This window comes from Pelomonas candidula (assembly GCF_043555985.1).
GTDB classification, from domain to species: domain Bacteria; phylum Pseudomonadota; class Gammaproteobacteria; order Burkholderiales; family Burkholderiaceae_C; genus Pelomonas; species Pelomonas candidula.
Genome location: NZ_JBIGIC010000003.1, coordinates 97803 through 118046 on the forward strand (window position 1 = coordinate 97803; position 20244 = coordinate 118046).

The window sequence follows — 20244 nt, forward strand, 5'->3', positions numbered from 1 at the left end:
TCGAGATGCAGCGTCGCCATCTCCTCCTGGCCGCCACCGCAGCCCTCGCCGGCTGCGGCTTCGAGCTGCGCCGCGAGCCCGAGCTGTCGTTCAAGACGATCGCGCTGACCGGCTTCGAGGGCGACTCGCTGCTGGCTGCCGGCCTCAAGCGCCAGATCAAGCGCACGCCGGTGCAGATCGTCGACGACGCCTCGCGCGCCCAGGTCGTCATCGAGGTCACGCGCGAGGTCCGCGACCGCACCGTCGTGGCCTCCACCAGCGTGGGCCAGGTGCGCGAGTGGCAGCTGCGCCTGCAATTCGACTACCTGATCCGCACGGCCGAAGGCGAGCTGCTGGTGCCCAAGGTCGAACTGCGCCTGACGCGCGACATGAACTACACCGAGACCACCGCGCTGGCCAAGGAACAGGAGGCCACCAACCTCTACAACGCGATGCAGTCCGACGCGATCGCGCAGGTCATGCGTCGCCTGGCTGCGGTCAAGCTCCCCGCCTGATGCAGCTCCGCGCCGAGGGCCTTGCCGCCCATCTGAGCAAAGGCCTGGCCCGCATTTACACGGTCCACGGCGATGAGCCGCTGCTCGCGCAGGAGGCGGCGGACCAGATCCGCGCCGCCGCGCGCGCGCAGGGCTTCGGCGAGCGGCAGATCTTCACCGTCGCCGGGGCCTACTTCGACTGGGCGCCGGTGCTGGCCGCGGCACAGGCGATGAGCTTGTTCGCCGAGCGCCAGTTCATCGAAATCCGCATCCCCGGCGGCAAGCCGGGCAAGGACGGCTCCGAGGCCTTGCAGCGCTACGCCGAGGCGGCGCCCGACGACGTGCTGACGCTCGTCACGCTGCCGCGGCTGGACAAGACCCAGCTGTCCAGCGCCTGGTTCATGGCGCTGGACGGCCATGGCGTGTCCGTCCGCGTGGAGCCCGTCGAGCGCCGCCTGCTGCCCGCGTGGCTGGCACAGCGGCTCAAGGCGCAGGGGCAATCGGTGCCCGAGGGCGAGGACGGCCAGCGCGCGCTGGCCTTCTTCGCCGACCGCGTGGAGGGCAACCTGCTGGCTGCCCACCAGGAGCTGCAGAAGCTGGCGCTGCTGCACCCCAAGGGTGAGCTGACGCTGGCGGACATCGAGGCCGCGGTGCTGGACGTGGCGCGCTTCGACGTCTTCAAGCTCAGCGAGGCGGTGCTGGCCGGCAACGTGCCGCGGCTGCTGCGCATGCTCGACGGCCTGGAGGCCGAGGGCGAAGCCGCCGTGCTGGTGCACTGGAACCTGGCCGAGGACGCCCGGGCGCTGGCCCGCGTGCGCGCCGCGCTGGACGCCGGCAAGCCACTGCCGCTGGCGCTGCGCGAAGCCCGTGTCTGGGGCGCCAAGGAGCGGCTGGTGGAGCGCATCGCGCCGCGGCTGGACAGCGCCCAGGCCGGCGTGCTGGTGCAGGCCGCGCAGGTGTGCGACGGCCTCGTCAAGGGCCTGCGCCACCCGGACTGGCCCAGCGACCCCTGGGCCGCGCTGCGCCGCTTCGCGCTGATGCTGGCCGAGACCGCCAGCGGCAAAACCGGGACAGTTCTCACGGTCCGCTGAGCGCGATTGGGCTATCGTCGGGGGCGGAGCCTTGCCGCCATGATGACCCTTCGCCGCCTCGCCGTTGCCGCCCTCGCGCTGCCCCCGCTCGCCGCGCTGGCCGTGCCCGTCACCGTGCAGCTGCGCGGGCCTGGCGGCCAGCCGCTGGCGGACGCGGCCGTCGCCGTCGAGGTCAAGGGCCGGCCCACCAAGACAACGACGGCCAAGGCCGAGATGGGCCAGCGCGACCGCCAGTTCACGCCGCAGCTGCTCATCGTGCAGACCGGCACGGCCGTGAACTTCCCGAACTTCGACACCGTGCGGCATCACGTCTACTCGATCTCGCCGATCAAGGTCATCGACATCAAGCTCTACTCGGGCACGCCGACGGAACCCATCGTGTTCGACAAGCCGGGCGTCGCCGCGCTGGGCTGCAACATCCATGACCGCATGAGCGCCCACATCATCGTCGTCGACACGCCCACGTTCGCGCGCACCGACGCCAAGGGCCAGGCCACCTTCGACCTGCCGCCGGGCGAGCACGTCGTGAAGGCCTGGCATGCCGGGCAGAAGGCGGCCACGCTGCAAAGCCTCAAGCTGGATGTGCCGGCCGCTGGCGGCACCAGCACGCTGACGCTGGCCGACTGACCCATGCAAGGGCCGGCCTGGCTGAACCCACGCCGCCTCGAAGGCCGCATCGTCGGCCTGTTCCTGGCGCTGCTGCTGGTCGTGCAGCTCATCAGCTTCGGCGTCATCCGCGCCAGCATCACACACAACGCCGACGAGTCCCTGGCCGCCGAGCTACGCACCGGCGAGCGCGTGCTGCGCCGCCTGCTGGAGCAGCGCGCCGGCAAGCTGCGTGATGCGGCCGAGCTGCTGGCCAAGGACTATGGCTTTCGCACCACCATCGGCCTGTCGCTGGCCGAGCAGGGCACCGTCGAGACCATCAAGGACGCCTTGGTCAACCAGGGCGAGCGCATCGGCGCCTCGGTCGTCGCCTACTTCGACGACCAGCTCCACCTCGTCGCCGCCACGCGAGACGGCGCAGAACCGTTCGGCAGCGCGCTGAAGCAGCTGGTGCAAAGCAAGGACGGCAGCGTGCTGGCCGTGCAGGGCGACCATGTCTACCAGGTGGTCGCCGTGCAGGTACGAACGCCGGCGCCGGTGGGCTGGGTGCTGATGGGCTTCGCGCTGGACCACGAGGTGCTGGACGACCTGAAGGAGCTGTCCGAACTGGACAGCGTCGCGCTGCTGCGGTCGCCGGGCCAGCGCTGGCAGGGCATCGTCGGCAACCTCGGCCCCGAGGCCGCCGACGCCCTCAAGGCCCGGCTGACAGCCGACGAGCCGGACGCCGGCGTGCTGGAGCTTGCCGGCGAGCGCATGCGCACGCGCTTCGTGCCGCTGCTGGAGGAGGACAAGCACCTGGGCGTGCTGCTGCTGCGCTCGCTGGACGAGGCGCTGGCGCCCTACCGCCAGCTGCAGCTCATCCTGCTGGGCCTCACCGTGCTGGGCGTGGCGGTGTTCGCGCTGCTCAGCGTGCTGCTGGCGCGCGGCATCAGCAACCCGATCACGGCGTTGTCGGGCGCCGCGCGGCGGCTGGAGGGTGGCGACTACGACACGCCGGTACCCGCCACCTCGCGCCTGGACGAGGTGCACGAGCTGGCCCTGGCGCTGGAGAGCATGCGCGAGGGCATCCGTCGCCGCGACGCCCTCGTCAACAACCTGGCCTACGTGGACCAGCTGACGCTGCTGCCCAACCGCGCGCGCTTCGCCGAGTTCCTGCAGCACCACCTCATCCACAGCGACACGCCGGGCGCCGTGCTGATGCTGGACCTGGACCGCTTCAAGCACGTCAACGACGTGCTGGGCCACGAGATCGGCGACCGGCTGCTGCAGAGTGTGGCCGACCGACTGCAGGCGCTGTGCGCGCCGGCGCACTCGGTGCTGGCACGGCTGTCGGGCGACGAGTTCGCCATCCTGCTGGCCCACACCGACGCGCGGCTGGCCAGCGAGGCGGCACTGGCCATCCTGAAGGACTTCGAGAACCCGCTGCACATCGACAACGAGACCATCGACCTGGGCGCCGGCATCGGCATCGCGCTGTTCCCCGAGCACGGCCACGACGTCAACCTGCTGCTGGGGCGTGCCGAGCTGGCCATGTACGCGGCCAAGACGCGCCAGTGCGGCAGCCTGATCTACCACGCACAGCTGGACGCCGGCAGCCAGGAGTCGCTGTCGCTGCTGTCCGAGCTGCGCCGCGCGGTCGAGAACGAGGAGCTGCGCCTGTTCCTGCAGCCCAAGATCGACCTGCAGCAGGGCCGTGTCATCGGCGCCGAAGCCCTGGTGCGCTGGCAGCATCCGACGCGCGGCCTCGTGCCGCCCATGCAGTTCATCCCCTTCGCGGAGCAGACCGGCTTCATCCGCATGCTCAGCGCCTGGGTGCTGTCCGGCGCGGCCAAGTTCGCGCGCGAGGCGCTGGACGCGGGCCTGCAACTGCGGCTGTCGGTCAACCTGTCCACGCGCGACCTGATGGACCAGGACCTGCCGGCCAAGATCGAGGCGCTCATCACGCCGCGCAACGTGTCGGCCTCCTCGATCTGCCTGGAGATCACCGAGAGCGCCATCATGGACGACCCCGAACGGGCGCTGTCCACACTGGAGCACCTGCACGCGATGGGCTTCAAGCTGTCCATCGACGACTTCGGCACCGGCTACTCGTCGCTGGCCTACCTGAAGCGGCTGCCGGTGGACGAGCTGAAGATCGACAAGAGCTTCGTCATGGCGATGGAGCGCGACCTCGACGACGCGCGCATCGTGCGCTCGACGATCGAGCTGGCCCACAACCTGGGCCTCACGGTCGTCGCCGAAGGCCTGGAGACCGCCAAGGCCTGGGCCATGCTGTCACGGCTGGGCTGCGACGAAGGCCAGGGCTATTTCATCTGCAAGCCCATGCCGCAGGAGCAGTTCATCGCCTGGGCCAACGCGTGGGAACCGCCGGACACGGCCACGCTGACGGCGGCGGAGAGCGTCATCGCCAAGCTGGGCTGAAACCGGTGCCGGACCCGGACTTCCCAACCCTGCAGACACCGCGCCTCGTGCTGCGCGAGATCACCGAGGCCGACGCGCCCGCGCTCTTCGCCATCCATTCGGACGCCAGCCACATGCAGTGGTACGGCTCCGACCCACTGAAGGATCTAGACGGCGCGGTCGGCCTCGCGCGGCTGTTCGCCGGCTGGCGGCAACTCGCCAACCCTGGCACACGCTGGGGCCTCGAGCGCAGGGCGGCGCCCGGCCTGATCGGAACCTGCGGCCTGTTCGCGTGGCACCGCAACTGGAAGAAGTGCGCATTGGGCTACGAGCTGTCTGCCGAGGCCACCGGCCACGGCTACATGCGGGAGGCCCTGGAGACGGTGATCCCCTGGGGCCTGGACCGGATGGGCCTGAACCGCGTCGAAGCGCAGGTGCATGAATGCAACGGCGCATCTCTGGCGCTGCTGCAGTCGCTCGGATTCGTCCACGAAGGCCGGCTGCGGCAAGTGGCCTACTGGAGCAGCCAGCATCACGACCTGCTACAGCTGTCGCTGCTCGCCAGCGAATGGCGCTTGCCCCAGCGGCCCTAGCTGTCCCGATCTTCCAGCGCCTCGCACAGCGCTTTCAGCCCGGCCGTCACCGTCTGCGCGCGCACGGCCTGGCGATCACCCGCGAAATGCTCGCGCCACACCTGTGCCGGTCGGCCGGCATGCACCAGCGCCAGCCACACCGTGCCGACCGGCTTGGCCTCGCTGCCACCCGTGGGCCCGGCGACGCCGGTGACGGACAGCGCCCAGTCGATGGGTGCATGTGCCAGCAGGCCTCGCGCCATGTGCTCGGCCACCTCGGCGCTGACGGCGCCGTGCAGCGCGATCAGGCCCTTGGGCACGCCCAGCAGCTCGGCCTTGGCCTCGTTGCTGTAGGTGACGACGCCGCGCTCGAACCACTGGCTGGAGCCAGCCAGGTCCGTGCACGCCGCGGCGATGAGGCCGCCGGTGCAGCTCTCCGCGGTGCCGATGCGCTCGCGACGCTGCATCAGGGCCACAGCGATGCGGTGGATCAGTTCGGCGTTGTCGACGGTCATGGCATCACCCGATGAAGTGGCGGTAGAGCGCGATGACGACAAGCGTACAGCCGGCCGCGACGAAGTCGTCGAACAGGATGCCGAAGCCCTGGGCCCAGCTGACCTCGCCACCGCGCTCGCCCTTGAACAACCGGTCCGCCCAGCCCACCGGGCCGGGCTTGGCGGCGTCGAAGAAGCGGAACAGGCCGAAGGCGACCAGCTGGCCGACGAAGCCGCTCGGCGCGATCAGCCACAGGATGAGCCAGAAGGCCAGCACCTCGTCCCAGACTATTGATCCCGGGTCGGGCGTGTTCAGGTCGCGGGCGCACCGCGTGCAGGCCCACCATCCGACGACGGTGCCGCCGACGATCAGCGCGGCCCAGCCGACGTCGCTCAGCCACGGTGCAATGACCCAGAACACAAGCCACGCCCACAGCGTGCCGACGGTGCCGGGCGCCTTGGGGCTGAGGCCGCTGCCGAAGCCCAGCGCGATCCAGCGTGCCGGATGGCACAGCATGAAAGCCGCGGTGGGTCGGATCGGTGCACGAGTCATGAAGCGAAGTGATCGAAGGATTTCAGACCATGCTCGACGGCATCGCCGTTCGAGTCCACGACGCGCAGGCCCGGCTCGGCCTCGATGACGCCGATGCGCGTCAGCGGCACGCCCACGTCCGGCAGCCGCGCACCGGCCGGCGCCGTGAACACCAGCTCGTAGTCATCGCCACCGGCCAGCACGCAGGTGCGTTGCAGCACGGCCGGCTGCGCCGCCAGCACGGCGCTGCGCGGCAGCGCGTCGACGTTCAGCCGCGCGCCGACGCCCGAGGCCGCGAGGATGTGGCCCAGGTCGCCCAGCAGGCCGTCGGAGATGTCCAGCGCCGCCGTCGCGACGCCGCGCAGCGCCTGGCCCAGCGCGAGCCGCGGCGTCGGGCATTCCATGGCGGCACGCACGGTCTCGAAAACGCGGCCATCCAGCGCCACCGTGCCGCGGAAGACTTCCAGCGCCAGCCGGGCATCGCCCAGCCGGCCGGAAACCCAGATCTCGTCGCCGACCTTCGCGCCGCTGCGCAGCAGGGCCTGCCCCGCCGGCGCCTCGCCGAAGACGGTGATGCACAGGTTCAGCGGCCCCTGCGTCGTGTCGCCGCCGACGAGCGGGCAGCCGTGCGCGTCGGCCAGCGCCAGCAGCCCGCGCGACAAGCCGGCCAGCCAGGCTTCGTCAACGCGCGGCAGCGCCAGCGCCAAAGTGAAGCCTCGCGGCGTCGCGCCGCAGGCCGCCAGGTCGCTCAGGTTGACAGCCAACGCCTTGTGCCCGAGCCGCGCCGGATCGACCGTCGACAGGAAGTGTCGCCCCTCGACCAGCATGTCGCTGGAGACCAGCCAGCGCGCACCCGGCGTGGGCACGAGCACGGCGCAGTCATCGCCCACGCCGACATCCACGCCGGCGGTTGCGGGGCGCTGGAAGTAGCGCCGGATCAGATCGAATTCGCCCATGCCGGCGATTGTCTCCGTGTGGATAGCCGCAGCCCCCGGCCGGGCTTGCGGTGGCATGATTCCGACCCCGCCGGTACTTTGCTGTAACTCGTCATGCCCAGCCCAGAAGAAAAACGCGCCCAACTCCGCCAGGCCGCCCTCGAATATCACGAGTTCCCGACGCCGGGCAAGGTCGCGATCGCGGCCACGAAGCAGCTCATCAACCAGCACGACCTCGCGCTGGCCTACTCGCCCGGCGTGGCGGCGGCCTGCGAGGAAATCGTGGCCGACCCGGCCAACGCGTTCCGCTACACGTCGCGCGGCAACCTCGTCGCCGTCGTCTCCAACGGCACGGCCGTGCTGGGCCTGGGCAACATCGGCCCGCTGGCTTCCAAGCCGGTCATGGAAGGCAAGGGCGTGCTGTTCAAGAAGTTCGCCGGCATCGACGTCTTCGACCTCGAAGTAGCCGAGAACGACCTCGACAAGCTGGTCGACTGCATCGCGGCGCTGGAGCCCACCTTCGGCGGCATCAACCTCGAGGACATCAAGGCGCCGGACTGCTTCTACGTCGAGCGCAAGCTGCGCGAGCGCATGAAGATCCCCGTCTTCCACGACGACCAGCACGGCACGGCCATCGTCGTCGGCGCGGCCTTCCTGAACGGCCTGAAGGTCGTCGGCAAGAGCGTGAAGGACGTCAAGCTGGTCACGTCGGGCGCCGGCGCTGCCGCGCTGGCCTGCCTGGGCCTGCTCGTCAAGCTGGGCCTGCCGCGCGAGAACATTTTCGTGACCGACCTGGCCGGCGTCGTCTACGAGGGCCGCACCGAGCTGATGGACCCGGACAAGGCCGAGTACGCGCAGAAGACCGACGCACGCACGCTGCGCGAGGTCATCCAGGGCGCCGACGTGTTCCTGGGCCTGTCCGCCGGCGGCGTGCTGAAGGCCGACATGGTCGCGACGATGGCCGCCAAGCCGCTGATCTTCGCGCTGGCCAACCCCACGCCCGAGATCCTGCCCGAGGAAGTGCAGAAGGTCCGCTCCGACGCCATCATGGCCACGGGCCGCACGGACTACCCGAACCAGGTCAACAACGTCCTGTGCTTCCCCTACATCTTCCGCGGCGCGCTGGATTCGGGTGCGACGACGATCAACGTCGAGATGGAGATCGCCGCCGTCCACGCCATCGCCGACCTGGCGCAGGCGGAGCTGAGCGAGGTGGTCGCTGCGGCCTACGTCGGCGCGACGCTAAGCTTCGGGCCCGAGTACCTGATTCCCAAGCCGTTCGATCCGCGGCTGATGATGCGCATCGCCCCGGCCGTCGCCCAGGCCGCGATGGACTCCGGCGTCGCCGCCCGCCCCATCCAGGACTGGGACGCCTACCGCGAGAAGCTCCAGAGCTTCGTCTACGCGTCGGGCAACACGATGAAGCCCATCTTCACCGCCGCCAAGCGCGCGCCCAACAAGCGCGTCGCCTACGCCGAGGGTGAGGAAGAGCGCGTGCTGCGCGCGGCCCAGGTCGTCGTCGACGAAGGCCTGGCGCGCCCGACGCTGGTCGGCCGCCCGGCCGTCATCGCCGAGCGCTGCGAACGCTTCGGCCTGCGCCTGCAGCAGGGCCGCGACTACGACGTCGTCAATGTCGAGCAGGACGAGCGCTACCGCGACTATTGGCAGACGTATCTGCGCATGACCGAGCGCAAGGGCGTCACGCAGCAGCTCGCCAAGATAGAGATGCGCCGCCGCCTGACGCTGATCGGCTCCATGCTGCTGCACAAGGGCGAGGTCGACGGCCTGCTGTGCGGCACCTGGGGCACGACGGCCACCCACCTGCACTACATCGACCAGGTCATCGGCAAGCGCGCCGGCGTCAAGAACTACGCCTGCATGAACGGCCTGATCCTGCCGGGCCGCCAGGTCATGCTGGTCGACACCCACGTCAACTACGACCCGACCGCCGAGCAACTGGCCGAGATCACCATCATGGCCGCGCAGGAAATGTGCCGCTTCGGCCTGAGCCCGAAGGCGGCGCTGCTGTCGCACAGCAACTTCGGCACCAGCGACAAGCCGTCGGCCGTCAAGATGCGCGACACGCTGGCGCTGCTGAACCAGTTGGCGCCCTGGCTGGAAGTCGACGGCGAGATGCATGGCGACACCGCGCTGGACGCCGGCTACCGCAAGCAGCTCATGCCGCACAGCCCGCTGACCGGTGAGGCCAACCTGCTGGTGCTGCCCAACATCGACGCCGCCAACATCTCCTACAACCTGCTCAAGACCACGGCCGGCGGCGGCATTGCCATCGGCCCGGTGCTGCTGGGCGCGGCCAAGCCGGTGCACGTGCTGACGCCGTCGGCTACCGTGCGCCGCATCGTCAACATGACGGCGCTGACCGTCGCCGACGCCAACGCCGCCCGCAGCTGAGCGGTGCCGCGGTACGGGGGGAGTACGGCCGGGACGGCCCGGACTCCCCCAATTGACAGAAGTTTTCACGGCCGATTTCGCGTTACCGGCTCGTCAAAAACCCAGGAAAAACAGGGACTTGGCGCAGTGTGAGCGCAGGCTCACATGCCCTAATTCCAGACTCCGGCCGCGGGGTCTGGCTTGAGCTTTTGGGGTCGCTTCGGTACCATAACGGTTTTCGGAACAGGGTAAACCCGTGTTTTTGCTCTCGTGGTTGGCGCGCTCTGGCGCCTCGGCGGTCGCCACCGCCGTGCTGCTTTCCGGCCTGGCCGGGGGTGCTCAAGCCAAGGAAGCCCGTCCCACCGCTACGCCCGCTCTGGCTGAAATTTCGCTGAGCGAGCTGCCCGTCCAGGCCCAGGAAACCCACCGGCTCATCCACGCCGGCGGACCGTTTCCTTACGACAAGGATGGCGTGGTGTTCGGCAATCGCGAACGTTTGCTGCCCATCAAGGCACGCGGCTTCTATCGCGAATACACGGTCAAGACCCCTGGCGCGCGCAACCGGGGCGCCCGCCGCCTCATCTGTGGCGGCACGCCCCCCACCGCGCCGGAGGTCTGCTACTACACCGGCGATCACTATGCCAGCTTCAAGCGCATCCGCGATTGAGCGGCGCGGTGAAGGTCGGGCGAAAACGAGTTTTGGCAGTTTTGTGACTTGAAAGGAGGAACGCGACCATGCTTTTGCAGACCGTCCGTCCCAATATCGTGCAGGCCATACGGGCCTACCGGGTCGAGGACTTGATGCAGGCCGCTCAAGAGGCGGGCCAGCATTTCCTTTACGCCAACCTGTCGGAGGCGCAGTCCAAGCAGGACGTGCTCGACGGCATCGCGCAGGCCTTCCTCTTTCCCGCTCATTTCGGCAAGAACCTGGACGCCCTGCATGACTGCATGACCGACCTCGTCCACAAGTCGGGCAGCCAGCCGGGCTTCGTCGTGGTCCTGGAGCAGTTGCCCGACAACGTGCGCTTCGACCGCGAGGCCCGTGAGCAGTTGCTGGACGTCTTCCGCGACACGGCCGACTACTGGGCCGACAGGAAGATTCCCTTCCGGTGTTTCTATTCTTTTCAGTAGCCCGCTCCCAAGAAAACGGGTCATGGGAGCGGGCTGCTGAGGTGGCCCCGGTGATTGAGAAGCCTGCGCCGAAAAGCGCGAAGTCGACAATTGGCAACCCCAACTTCGGCATGAACATGCCGATGATGTGCAGTGCCTTCGACACGTCGATGTGGCTGAGCGCTGCCTGAGTGCACGCTTGTCACGTTCGGCGGCTTGATGCGCTGAACCTTCGACAAAATGAAACGGGACCCGCGGGTCCCGTTTTTCATGGCTGCGCCGCGACTTCCAGCGCCAGCGCGACGAACTCGTCGACCGGCACCTCCTCGGCCCGGCGCTGCAGGTCGAAGTGGCCGGCGTAGCCACGCTCGGTCAGCCATTTGCCGAGACTGTGGCGCAGCAGCTTGCGGCGCTGCGAGAAGGCGCTGGCGACCAGTTCGCCCAGCAGCTTCGGGTCCAGCGCGGGCGGAGTCTTGAGCGGCAGCATGCGCACGATGGCCGAGTCCACGCGCGGCGGCGGGTCGAAGGCCTCGGGCGGCACGTCCAGCACCGACTCGATGTCGTAGCGCCACTGCAGCATCACCGACAGCCGGCCGTAGTCCTTGCCACCCGGCCCGGCGGCCATGCGGTCGACAACTTCCTTCTGCAGCATGAAGTGCTGGTCGACGACGTCGTCCACCGCGTCCAGCAGGTGGAACAGGATGGGCGTCGAGATGTTGTACGGCAGGTTGCCGACAACGCGCAGCCTGGCGCCCTTCGTGGCCGCCAGTTCACGGAAATCGACCTTGAGCACATCGCTCTCGATGACCTCGACGTCATCACGCTTCCTCAACCGCGCAGCGAGGTCGCGGTCCAGCTCGATGACGGTCAGCGGCTTGTGCCGCTCCAGCAGCGGCAGTGTCATCGCACCCAAGCCCGGGCCGATCTCGACGAGGGTCTCGCCGGGCTGCGGGTCGATGAGGTCGACGATGGCCTCGATCAGCGCCTTGTCGGTCAGGAAGTGCTGGCCGAAACGCTTGCGCGGGATGTGCGCGCCGCTCAGTCGAGCCATTCCCGGACTTCGACAAACGCCTTGGCGCGCAGTTCCTTGACCCACTCCTTGTAGGCCTCGTCGTACTTCTGCTCACGCAGCGCATTGCGGGCCTGCTCGCGCAGGACCTTGGGCTCGACCTCGACGGTGCGGCGCCCCAGCACCTGGATCAGGTGGACGCCGTAGCGCGAGGGCACCGGGTTGGAGATGCCATTGATGGCCAGCGCATTCATGGCTTCCTCGAACTCGGGCACGAAGCCGCCGGCACCCATCCAGCCGAGGTCACCCCCAGCCTCGGCGCTGCCGTCCTCGGAGTTGGCCTTGGCGAGGTCCTCGAACTTGGCCTGGCCGGACTCGATCTGGCGCTTCATCTCGGCCAGCCGGCGCGCGGCGACTTCGGCCGTCAACTGCTGCGAGGGGCGCAGCAGGATGTGGCGGGCATGGGTCTGCAGGCTCTGCGTCATGGCCGCGGCGCCCTGGCGCTCGACGACTTTGAGGATGTGGAAGCCGGCGCCGCTGCGCAGCAGCTCGGGCGCGACCTGGCCCGTCTTCAGGCCCTTGACGGCGTTGACGAAGATGTCCGGCAGCCGGTCGGCCGGGCGCATGCCGATCTCGCCGCCCTTGGCCTTGTTGCCGTCCTCGGAGACCTCGCGGGCGACGGCGGCAAAGTCCTCGCCGCCCTTGATGCGGGCCAGCGCGGCCTCGGCGCGGGCGCGGCGCTCGGCGACGACACTCTCGGCCGCCCCCTCCGGCACACTCACCAGCACCTGGGCCAGGTTGATCTGGCCGCTCTGCTCCAGCGTGGCGCGCTTCTTGTCGAGCCAGGCATCGATCTCGGCGTCGGTGACCTTGATGCGGCCCTGCACCTCGCGGTCGCGCACACGCTCGGTCATCATCTGATCGCGCAGGTTCTCGCGGAAGCTCTTGTAGTCGGTGCCGTCCTGCTTGAGCCGCTCGCGCAGTTGCGCCATGGTCAGCTTGTTCTGCGCCGCGACGTTGGCGACGACACGGTCCAGCTCCGCCTCGTCGATCCGGCTGCCGTTCTCGCGGGCGTAGGTCACGAGCACGCGGTCCTCGATCAGCGCCTCCAGCGCCTGCTTGCGCAGGCCTGCCGTCTCGGGCATGACCTCGCCCTTCTGGCGGGCCTCGGCGCGCAGCCGCTCGGTGCGCTGGATGACCTCGCTGGCAGCGACGACGTCCTGGTTGACCACGGCAGCGATGTAGTCCCCCGGCTGCAGCGTGGGCGCGGTCTGGGCCGAGGCGGAAAGGGCGGCCAGGGCCAGCGTCACTGCGAGGAATGGGGGAGCAAGGCGATGGATCATGGTAGGAAGTCTGAACTCGGCGAGCGGTCGGAGCTCAGCCTGCGGTAACCGGGCACATTGTCCTTCAAGACCTTCAGCGCGTTCGAACCGAGCTGGCTGAGGCCCACCAGCTCAAGCTGCAACATCATGCGCGTGTTGGTTTCGGCACGGCCGGTGGACAGCCGCTCCAGGCCGAAGCGCAGCACCCAGCACCCCGCGTCGTACTCGAAACCGGCGACCGAGTCGGTCAGCCGCTTGTCGCGCAGCGAGTACTGCACGCGGCCGGCGCTGTACCAGGCACCGCCGCAGCTGCTGCCGGCGTTGGCGCCGCGCTGCGTGATCGGCTGGCCGTAGATGGGCCACTGCCAGGCCACTTCGACCTGCTCGCTCTGCGCCCGCGCGTAGCGGTAGGCGACACTGACGGTCTTGAACGCGCCAGGCGAGTAGCGCGCCCGCAGCACGGAGCGCACCGAGCGGTTGGTTTCGGGGTTGAACTCCAGCGTGCTGTCGGCCCACCACTTCTCGTCCAGGTGGGCGGCCGCCGCCAGCAGCAGGTCGGAAAAGCGCTGCGTGACCGGTTGACCGTCCGGCGTGACGAACTGGTCGCGGAACAGGAAGCGCTGCACGGCGCCCAGGCGCAGGATCTCCTCGCCCTGCGCCGTGCTGACCCAGCGGCTGGTGGCGCCGACGCTCAGCGCGTGCAGGTCCGACACCCGGTCCACACCCGAGAACTGGTTGTCGGTGTAGATGGAGTCGAAGTTGAAATCCTTGGCCGCCGCGTCGAAGTTGGGCAGCGTGCTCTGGTCGCGGTAGGGCGTGTTCACGTAGAACAGCCGAGGCTCCAGGCTCTGGCGCATGTCGCGGCCGAACAGTGTCGTGTCGCGCTCGAAGACCCAGCCGTGATCGATGCTCAGCGTCGGGATGACGCGGCTGGCCCGGCTGCGCCCGTCGTCCAGCGGCTTGTCCAGGTCGTAGGCGGCGGCGTTGAACGAAATGCGCGGAATGAACCACCATGCCTCGCCGCCCAACGGCGCCGCGATGTGGCCCAGCGCATGCACGCGCTGGCCGCCGGGCGCCTGGGCCGGGCGGGCGGAGCCGGGCAGGTCGAAGCGGTTGTATTCCAACTCCAGGCCGCCCTCCAGCCGCGCCTTGCGGCCCCAGGGGCGGAAGCTGTCCAGCACGGCCTCGTCGGCCGCCGTCGTCACGCGGATGCCCACCTGCGGGCTGCGCTGGTAGGGCGAATCGAACTGGGCCAGTGCATCGGTGCCCTGCAGCGTCTGCCACTGCTGCACGCGGGCGTAGGTGTCGATGACACCCCAGGACAGCTCGCGGTGGCGGTTCATCGCGAAGTCGCTGGCCATCAGGCGCGGCGTCTGGCTCTCGACGCGGCGCGACAAGTCCTTCCAGTAGTCGTCGTCGGAGACGCGCTCGCTCTTGAGCTTGTAGCGCCAGTCGCCCAGCTTGCCGTCGTTGTTGAGCTTCAGGCTCCAGCGCGACCGACCGAGCAGGCGGTCGCTGGGCAGCAGGTCGATGTTGATGCGACCGGCGTGGTCGGGCTCCAGGTAGCGGACCTCGCTGTCCACGCCCACGCCGCGCTTGGTCATGACGAACGGCGTCACCGTCACGTCGCGCTGCGGCGCGATGTTCCAGTAGTAGGGCACGCCCAGTTCGAGGCCGCTGCGGTTGTCCAGGAAGATGTTGGGCGGCAGCCAGCCAGACTTGCGCTCCGAGCTGAGCGGGAAGCTCATGGACGGCGCCGCCAGGATGGGCACGCCCAGGAAGCGCAGCACCGCGCCGTCGGCCTCGCCTTCGTTGGCTGCCAGGTCCAGGCGCAGGTTCCTGGCGGTGATCTGCCAGGCCGGCTCCTGGTTGTCGACGATGGGACAGCTGCTGTAGCTGCCCTGCGTGGCGGTGAGGTGCTCGCTGTCCTGGAACTTGACGACCTGCGCCTTGCCAGCGCCACCGGTGGCCTTCAGGAAGAAGCTGGGCGTGAGGAACTCGCCCTCGAAGCGGCTCACGTACATCCGCAGCAGCGGGCCCGTGAAGACATTGCCGTTCTGGTCGATGCGCACCTGCCCCTCGGCCGTGGCGAGGTCGTCGACGACGCGGTAACTCAGCTTGTCGGACGTCAACACCAGCTCGCCGTAGCGCAGCTCGGCGCCTCCGGTGGCATCGGCCTGCTGCTCGGCCTGGGCAGAGATCTTGCCGGCGCTGATGACCAGGGCCGGCTTGACGCCGCCGGACCGGGCCGGCGAACTCAGCACGCGGCTGCTGCGCAGCGGCAGGCCCTCGTCGGCCTCGGACGGCAGCGCCGACGCCTGACCCCAGGCGCACAGGGCCAGGGCGATCAGCGTGGGCAGCGGAGCAGGTTGGGGAGTGCGGAACGGGCGCGGCACGGGCGGCAGGGGCGCGAAGTCGGGAGAGGTCGCCGGGGCCGGCTTCTTAGAATTTCATTATCCACGAGGGCCCCTCCTCCATCTTCTCCGTCTGCTCCATGACAACAACCCACGACGACGCGGCCGAGGCCGACCGCCTGATGCGCGCGGCCTGCGCCGCCCTGCGCGACCAGCCCCCGGCCCTGCAGCCCCCCGACCCGGCCGCGCTCGCCGCGGGTCTGGCGCGCATCGGCGACGACAAGCTCGACATCGTGCGCCAGCGCCTCGTCGATGACGCACCCGAGGGCTCGCCGACCGACGCCATTGCCGCACTGCTGCGCCCGCCCGGCCAGTCCTGGGACGAGCAGCAGGAGATCGACTGGGCCGTGCGCCACTGGGAAGCCAGCCGCGCCGCCGGCCTGCTCGATGAGGACCTGGCCGCCGATTTCGGCGAGTACTGGCGCCGGCTGGAATGGAGCGCGATGCGCCAGCACCTGGTGCTGCTGGGCCAGGGGCACGCCGACGAGCGGCGGCTGCTGGCCTACATCGTCAAGACGGCCAGCCGCTACGTCGCCTTCGGGCCGCTCAAGCGCGCGATGGAGGCGCGCTTTCCGGAGTTCTTCGAACTCGGATTCAGTCTTCGCTGATCAGGGGCAGGTCGCGCAGCCGGCAGCCACCAGCCACGGGTCCTTGTCCTCGCCGCCGAAGATCTCCAGCAGGAAGTCCAGGAAGGCCCGCGTGCGCGCCGGCACGTATTTGCGTGTGGGCATGCCGGCCCACAACGTGGTGCCGAACAGGCTCCAGTGCGGCATGACGCGCTCCAGCGCCTGCTCCAGCAATGCGTCCTCGACAACGAAGCTCGGCAGGCCGGCGATGCCCAGGCCGTGCAGCGCGGCGGCGTAGTTGGTGTCCATGTGCGTCGTCGCCAGCGCCGCGCGGTGCGGCGACATGGGCAGCGTGATCTCCTCGCTGCCGTCGCCGCGCTGCAACGTCAGGCCGCGCATCATGGCGGGCGTCGGTGGCACCAGCGCGTCGTGCTCCTTCAGCTCCCTGGGGTGCTGCGGCCGCCCGCGCTGGTCGAGGTACTCGGGCGACGCGCACAGGATGAACTCGCTGCGCGCCAGCCGCCGGGCGATGAACTCGCCGTCCGGCGCCTCGCGGGTCAGGAAGATGGTCAGGTCGTAGCTGTCGTCCACCGTCTCGACGGGCCCCGGCGACGTGATCTCCAGCGTCACCAGCGGGTAGTCGCGGTGGAAGCTCGGCAGGTGCTTGGCGAGCTGGTGCACGGCGATGGCCGGCGGGCACAGCACGCGCAGCAGGCCGCGCACCTCCTGAGTGGCCGACGCTGCCAGCGCCGCCGCCTCGTCCACGTCCGCCAGGATGCGCCGGGCGCGCTCCAGGTAGGCCTCGCCGATCTCGGTCAGCGCCAGGCGGCGCGTCGTGCGGTTCAGCAGCCGCGTGCCGAGGTGCTCCTCCAGCTCCGCCACCAGCCGCGTGACGACGGCCGGCGCCAGATCCAGCGCCCGCGCCGCAGCCGCGAAGCTGCCCTCGTCGATGACGCGGACGAAAACCTTGATGGCGCGGAGCTGATCCATTCGTCCTCTGTTTCTCTAGGGGTGCGCAGCCATCACCTGAGCAACGGCGGCGGTCAGCCGCTTGCCGTAGGGCACATGCAGGAACTCGTTGGGACCATGCGCATTGCTCTTGGGCCCCAGCACGCCGCAGACCATCATCTGCGCCTGCGGGAAACCCTTCTGCAGCATGCTCATCAGCGGGATGGTGCCGCCCTGGCCGATGTAGCCCACCGGTGCGCCGAAGTGGGTCTGGCTGGCGTCGTTCAGCGCCTGGCTGAGCCAGGGCGACAGCTCCGGCGTGTTCCAGCCGGTGGCGCCGTAGGCACCGGCGCGGCCGTCGGGCGTGAACGTGACCTTGGCGTTGTAAGGCGCGTTGTCCTCCAGCAGGGCCTTGAGCTTGAGGGCGGCCTCGTTGCCGTCCACCAGCGGTGGCAGGCGCAGCGACAGCTTGAAGGCCGTGTAAGGCCGCAGCACGTTGCCGGCGTTCTTCAGCTCGGGGAAGCCGTCGGCGCCGACGACCGACAGCGTCGGGCGCCAGGTGCGGTTCAGCAGCACCTCGACCGGGTCGGTCGTCACCGGCAGCACCGGGCCGCCGTCCGCGCCGCAGGCCCAGGGCAGGCGCTTGTAGACCTCTTCCTTCAGGATGGCCGCGGTCGCCTGCGCCTGTTCCAGCCGGGCACCCGGGATCTCGCAGTGGAAGCTCTCCGGCAGCAGGCGGCCGGTCTTGCTGTCCTCCAGGCGGTCCAGCACCTGGCGCAGGATGCGGAAGCTCGACGGCACGACGCCCGAGCCGTCGCCGCTGTGGATGCCTTCGGTCAGCACTTCCACCTTCAGCACGCCCGACACCATGCCGCGCAGCGACGTGGTGAGCCACAGCTGCTCGTAGTTGCCGGCGCCGGAGTCCAGGCAGACCACCAGCGACACATTGCCCAGCCGGGGCTTCAGCACATCCAGGTAGGCGGGCAGGTCGAAGGAGCCGCTCTCCTCGCAGGTCTCGATCAGGCCGACGCAGCGCGGGCGCGGAATGCCCTGCTTGTCCAGCGCCATGATGGCCGTCAGCGACGCGTAGATCGCGTAGCCGTCGTCGGCACCGCCGCGGCCGTAGAGCAGGCCGTTCTCGTACTTGGGCGTCCACGGCCCCAGGTCGCTGCGCCAGCCGCTGAACTCGGGCTGCTTGTCCAGGTGGCCGTAAAGGACGACGGTGTCGTCGCTACCGGCCTTGGTGCCCGGCACCTCGAAGAAGATCACCGGCGTGCGGCCGGGGATGCGAATGACTTCGAGCTTGAGCCCCGCGACCTTCTGGTTCTCCACCCAGGCGGCGGCCTGCGTCAGCACCTTGTCGATGTGGCCGTTCGCTGCCCAGTCGGCGTCGAACATCGGGCTCTTGGCCGGGATGGCGATGTAGTCGGTCAGCGCGGGGACGATTTCCTCGTCCCAGACGCGCGCGGCGAACTCGCCCAGGGCGGTGGCCTCGTCGGCCTGCAGGGGCAGTTGGGGGTCTCGTGCGTTCATGGCGTACTCCTTGGCGCTTGTGGCGCAGCCGGGCAGTTTAGGCGCTCGGATAATGATTTGTTGCCCGCCCCGCCATGCGCCTGACCCGCCTCTTCCTGCTCACCACCGGGCTGCTGCTCAGCCTGGTGACGGCGCTGCTGTTGCATTCGAGCTGGGCCGACTGGCGCCATGTCGACGCGTCCGAGCTCGGCCTCGCGGCCATGCAGCGAGCCTATCTGGCCATGAAGGTCGCCGAAACCGCCTCGGCCGAGCGCGGCCCGGCCATCCCGGTGCTCAACGACACCGAGCCACCGGACCCGGCCAAGCGTGCCCGCCTGACGGACTTCCGCCACGCGACCGACACCGCGCTGGACCAGGCGCTCGCCGCCGTGGCCGGGCTCGCCGACCCGGCCTCGGTGTCCGCCCGTGCCCAGCTGGAGCAGGCCCGCACCGAGCTCGCGCGGGCGCGGGTTGAGGTCGACCGAGTGGCGGCCCTGCCGCATGCCGAGCGCAGCGCGCCAGGCCGGCGCCTCACCCGGGCACCGATCGACCAGATGTTCGCGGTCATCGACACGGTGCTCGGAGCCGTGACGACGCAGTCCGCCGCCGCCGAGGCCGTCTATCCCGAGCTGGCCATGCCCCTGGTCGGTGCGCGCTACGCCGCCGAGCTGCGCGAGTACGCCGGTCGGCTCGGCTCGCAGTTCACCACCCCGCTGGCCACTCAGCTGCCGCTGGAACGGGGCGACGAGCGCGAGATCGCGGTACTGACGGGCCGCATCGAGCAACTGCGCAAGCTCATCAGCCTGCAGGCCCGCGTCAGCCGCGCGAGCGCCCCGCTGCAGGCCGCCATCGCCACCATGGAAGCCCGCTACTTCGGGGTCGGCCTGCCCCTCGTGCGCGAGCTGACCGAGCGAGGCCAGTCCGGCCAGCCCTACGGCCTCGACTCGGCGGCCTTCGTCGGGCGCTACGTGCCGCCGATGAAGAGCATCGTCGAGCTGCGCGACACCCTGTTCGCCGCCGCCCGCGACGATGCCACCGCCCGCGTCGCCGCGGTGCGCCGTGACATGGCGATCAACGCCACCCTGGGCCTGGCGGTGCTGTGTATCGAGCTGACCGTCTTCCTGCTGATCCGGCACCGGGTGCTGCTGCCGCTGCTCCGGGGCACCCGGGGCATGAACGCCATCATGGACGGCCGCGACCTGCCCAGCGACCACCTGCCACCGGTCACGCGGGAGGACGAGATCGGCGACATGCAGCGCGCCGTCGCCGCCCTGCGCGACGCCACGCTGCGCCGACGCGCGCTCGAGGCCGAGCGCGAGCAGCTCATCGGCCAGCTGCGCGTGGCCAGCGACACCGATTTCCTGACCGGCCTGCCCAACCGCCGGGCCTTTGCCGAGCAGGCCGCGCGGCTGCTCGCCCAGGGGCGCCGCCACGGCTGGCCCCTGGCCCTGCTGGTGTTCGACCTGGACCATTTCAAGCGCATCAACGACCAGCACGGCCACCCGGCCGGCGACGCGGTGCTGCGCGCAGTCGCCGAACTCGCCCGGTGCCAGGTGCGCCAGGGCGAGCTGCTGGCCCGGTATGGCGGGGAGGAATTCATCATCCTGGCCATCGACTGCCGCCCCGCCGAGGCCGCCCTGCTGGCCGAGCGACTGCGCGAGGCCCTGGCCGACAACCCCGTCGTGCTGCCCGGCGACGTCCGCCTGCAGGTGACCGCCAGCTTCGGCCTGGCCTGCACCGAGGCGCGCGCGCTGCTCGACCTGGACAGCCTCTACCGCGAGGCCGACCGAGCGCTCTACCGCGCCAAGGCCGAGGGCCGCAATCGCGTCTGCCGCAGCGAGCCGGCAGCGCGGCTCGACGCCGGCTGAT

The 20244-nt window shown here is 69.8% G+C and carries 18 protein-coding genes; 10 read left to right on the top strand and 8 right to left on the bottom strand.

Annotated features, from left to right (window positions below; translation table 11 throughout):
- The first annotated feature begins 5 nt into the window (after nucleotides 1–5).
- The 5 genes from ACG04R_RS06610 to ACG04R_RS06630 are packed head-to-tail and all read left to right on the top strand — an operon-like array spanning nucleotide 6 to nucleotide 5163.
- Complete coding sequence (locus tag ACG04R_RS06610; RefSeq protein WP_394407348.1) at nucleotides 6–494, top strand: LPS-assembly lipoprotein LptE; 489 nt, start codon at nucleotides 6–8, stop codon at nucleotides 492–494.
- Complete coding sequence (gene holA / locus ACG04R_RS06615) at nucleotides 494–1564, top strand: DNA polymerase III subunit delta (protein WP_394407349.1); 1071 nt, start codon at nucleotides 494–496, stop codon at nucleotides 1562–1564. The genes ACG04R_RS06610 and holA overlap by 1 nt, the downstream gene beginning before the upstream one ends.
- A 39-nt stretch (nucleotides 1565–1603) precedes the next feature.
- Entirely contained in the window at nucleotides 1604–2191 is a 588-nt protein-coding gene (locus ACG04R_RS06620) for a methylamine utilization protein (protein ID WP_394407350.1), read from the top strand.
- 3 nt (nucleotides 2192–2194) lie between these two features.
- Entirely contained in the window at nucleotides 2195–4591 is a 2397-nt protein-coding gene (locus ACG04R_RS06625; RefSeq protein ID WP_394407351.1) for a bifunctional diguanylate cyclase/phosphodiesterase, read from the top strand.
- Nucleotides 4592–4596: 5 nt separating this feature from the next.
- Nucleotides 4597–5163: a GNAT family N-acetyltransferase gene (locus tag ACG04R_RS06630; protein WP_394407352.1), complete on the top strand. Its 567-nt coding sequence runs from the start codon at nucleotides 4597–4599 to the stop codon at nucleotides 5161–5163.
- Here ACG04R_RS06630 and ACG04R_RS06635 read toward each other — a convergent pair.
- From ACG04R_RS06635 to thiL, 3 genes are read right to left on the bottom strand one after another with little or no spacing between them, the layout of a single operon-like run.
- A complete protein-coding gene (locus ACG04R_RS06635; RefSeq protein WP_394407353.1) occupies nucleotides 5160–5657 on the bottom strand; it encodes a CinA family protein in 498 nt (165 codons plus the stop codon). The genes ACG04R_RS06630 and ACG04R_RS06635 overlap by 4 nt on opposite strands.
- A gap of 4 nt (nucleotides 5658–5661) precedes the next feature.
- A complete protein-coding gene (locus ACG04R_RS06640) occupies nucleotides 5662–6189 on the bottom strand; it encodes a phosphatidylglycerophosphatase A family protein (protein ID WP_394407354.1) in 528 nt (175 codons plus the stop codon).
- Entirely contained in the window at nucleotides 6186–7124 is a 939-nt protein-coding gene (gene thiL, locus ACG04R_RS06645; protein WP_394407355.1) for a thiamine-phosphate kinase, read from the bottom strand. Before thiL ends, ACG04R_RS06640 begins: the two co-directional genes overlap by 4 nt.
- Before the next feature lie 93 nt (nucleotides 7125–7217).
- Between thiL and ACG04R_RS06650 the strand changes: the two genes are divergently transcribed.
- From ACG04R_RS06650 to ACG04R_RS06660, 3 genes are all read left to right on the top strand, one after another.
- Complete coding sequence (locus ACG04R_RS06650) at nucleotides 7218–9515, top strand: NADP-dependent malic enzyme (protein ID WP_394407356.1); 2298 nt, start codon at nucleotides 7218–7220, stop codon at nucleotides 9513–9515.
- A 235-nt stretch (nucleotides 9516–9750) separates the two neighbouring features.
- A complete protein-coding gene (locus tag ACG04R_RS06655) occupies nucleotides 9751–10161 on the top strand; it encodes a guanyl-specific ribonuclease (protein ID WP_394407357.1) in 411 nt (136 codons plus the stop codon).
- Nucleotides 10162–10229: 68 nt separating this feature from the next.
- On the top strand, nucleotides 10230–10625 hold the full coding sequence (locus tag ACG04R_RS06660; protein WP_057298652.1) for a barstar family protein: 396 nt from the start codon (nucleotides 10230–10232) through the stop codon (nucleotides 10623–10625).
- A gap of 247 nt (nucleotides 10626–10872) precedes the next feature.
- On the opposite strand, the gene rsmA is transcribed toward ACG04R_RS06660, so the two are convergent.
- Genes rsmA through ACG04R_RS06675 form a run of 3 tightly spaced genes read right to left on the bottom strand, consistent with a single transcriptional unit; the run spans nucleotide 10873 to nucleotide 15331 of the window.
- A complete protein-coding gene (gene rsmA, locus ACG04R_RS06665) occupies nucleotides 10873–11655 on the bottom strand; it encodes a 16S rRNA (adenine(1518)-N(6)/adenine(1519)-N(6))-dimethyltransferase RsmA (protein ID WP_394407358.1) in 783 nt (260 codons plus the stop codon).
- A complete protein-coding gene (locus tag ACG04R_RS06670; protein WP_394407359.1) occupies nucleotides 11643–12956 on the bottom strand; it encodes a peptidylprolyl isomerase in 1314 nt (437 codons plus the stop codon). The genes rsmA and ACG04R_RS06670 overlap by 13 nt, the downstream gene beginning before the upstream one ends.
- A complete protein-coding gene (locus ACG04R_RS06675; RefSeq protein ID WP_394407360.1) occupies nucleotides 12953–15331 on the bottom strand; it encodes an LPS-assembly protein LptD in 2379 nt (792 codons plus the stop codon). The genes ACG04R_RS06670 and ACG04R_RS06675 overlap by 4 nt, the downstream gene beginning before the upstream one ends.
- 98 nt (nucleotides 15332–15429) lie before the next feature.
- On the opposite strand from ACG04R_RS06675, the gene ACG04R_RS06680 reads away from it, so the two are divergent.
- Entirely contained in the window at nucleotides 15430–15957 is a 528-nt protein-coding gene (locus ACG04R_RS06680; protein ID WP_394407361.1) for a hypothetical protein, read from the top strand.
- Here ACG04R_RS06680 and ACG04R_RS06685 read toward each other — a convergent pair whose 3' ends face one another.
- Both ACG04R_RS06685 and ACG04R_RS06690 read right to left on the bottom strand, forming a co-directional pair.
- On the bottom strand, nucleotides 15958–16905 hold the full coding sequence (locus ACG04R_RS06685) for a LysR family transcriptional regulator (RefSeq protein WP_394407362.1): 948 nt from the start codon (nucleotides 16903–16905) through the stop codon (nucleotides 15958–15960).
- Between the two features lie 15 nt (nucleotides 16906–16920).
- Nucleotides 16921–18396 carry a M20 family metallopeptidase gene (locus ACG04R_RS06690; RefSeq protein ID WP_394407363.1) on the bottom strand — a complete coding sequence of 492 codons (1476 nt, stop codon included), beginning with the start codon at nucleotides 18394–18396 and terminating at the stop codon, nucleotides 16921–16923.
- A 74-nt stretch (nucleotides 18397–18470) separates the two neighbouring features.
- On the opposite strand from ACG04R_RS06690, the gene ACG04R_RS06695 reads away from it, so the two are divergent.
- Nucleotides 18471–20243 (top strand): GGDEF domain-containing protein, encoded by a 1773-nt coding sequence (locus tag ACG04R_RS06695; protein ID WP_394407364.1) that lies wholly within the window; start codon nucleotides 18471–18473, stop codon nucleotides 20241–20243.
- The last annotated feature ends 1 nt before the right edge of the window (nucleotide 20244 follow it).

What these genes read in the sequence shown, in the direction of transcription:
- ACG04R_RS06610 (WP_394407348.1), top strand. Translation starts at nt 6, where the DNA reads ATGCAGCGTCGCCATCTCCTCCTGGCCGCCACCGCAGCCCTCGCCGGC.
- holA (WP_394407349.1), top strand. Translation starts at nt 494, where the DNA reads ATGCAGCTCCGCGCCGAGGGCCTTGCCGCCCATCTGAGCAAAGGCCTG.
- ACG04R_RS06620 (WP_394407350.1), top strand. Translation starts at nt 1,604, where the DNA reads ATGATGACCCTTCGCCGCCTCGCCGTTGCCGCCCTCGCGCTGCCCCCG.
- ACG04R_RS06625 (WP_394407351.1), top strand. Translation starts at nt 2,195, where the DNA reads ATGCAAGGGCCGGCCTGGCTGAACCCACGCCGCCTCGAAGGCCGCATC.
- ACG04R_RS06635 (WP_394407353.1), bottom strand. Translation starts at nt 5,657, where the DNA reads ATGACCGTCGACAACGCCGAACTGATCCACCGCATCGCTGTGGCCCTG.
- ACG04R_RS06640 (WP_394407354.1), bottom strand. Translation starts at nt 6,189, where the DNA reads ATGACTCGTGCACCGATCCGACCCACCGCGGCTTTCATGCTGTGCCAT.
- thiL (WP_394407355.1), bottom strand. Translation starts at nt 7,124, where the DNA reads ATGGGCGAATTCGATCTGATCCGGCGCTACTTCCAGCGCCCCGCAACC.
- ACG04R_RS06650 (WP_394407356.1), top strand. Translation starts at nt 7,218, where the DNA reads ATGCCCAGCCCAGAAGAAAAACGCGCCCAACTCCGCCAGGCCGCCCTC.
- ACG04R_RS06660 (WP_057298652.1), top strand. Translation starts at nt 10,230, where the DNA reads ATGCTTTTGCAGACCGTCCGTCCCAATATCGTGCAGGCCATACGGGCC.
- rsmA (WP_394407358.1), bottom strand. Translation starts at nt 11,655, where the DNA reads ATGGCTCGACTGAGCGGCGCGCACATCCCGCGCAAGCGTTTCGGCCAG.
- ACG04R_RS06670 (WP_394407359.1), bottom strand. Translation starts at nt 12,956, where the DNA reads ATGATCCATCGCCTTGCTCCCCCATTCCTCGCAGTGACGCTGGCCCTG.
- ACG04R_RS06680 (WP_394407361.1), top strand. Translation starts at nt 15,430, where the DNA reads ATGACAACAACCCACGACGACGCGGCCGAGGCCGACCGCCTGATGCGC.
- ACG04R_RS06685 (WP_394407362.1), bottom strand. Translation starts at nt 16,905, where the DNA reads ATGGATCAGCTCCGCGCCATCAAGGTTTTCGTCCGCGTCATCGACGAG.
- ACG04R_RS06690 (WP_394407363.1), bottom strand. Translation starts at nt 18,396, where the DNA reads ATGAACGCACGAGACCCCCAACTGCCCCTGCAGGCCGACGAGGCCACC.
- ACG04R_RS06695 (WP_394407364.1), top strand. Translation starts at nt 18,471, where the DNA reads ATGCGCCTGACCCGCCTCTTCCTGCTCACCACCGGGCTGCTGCTCAGC.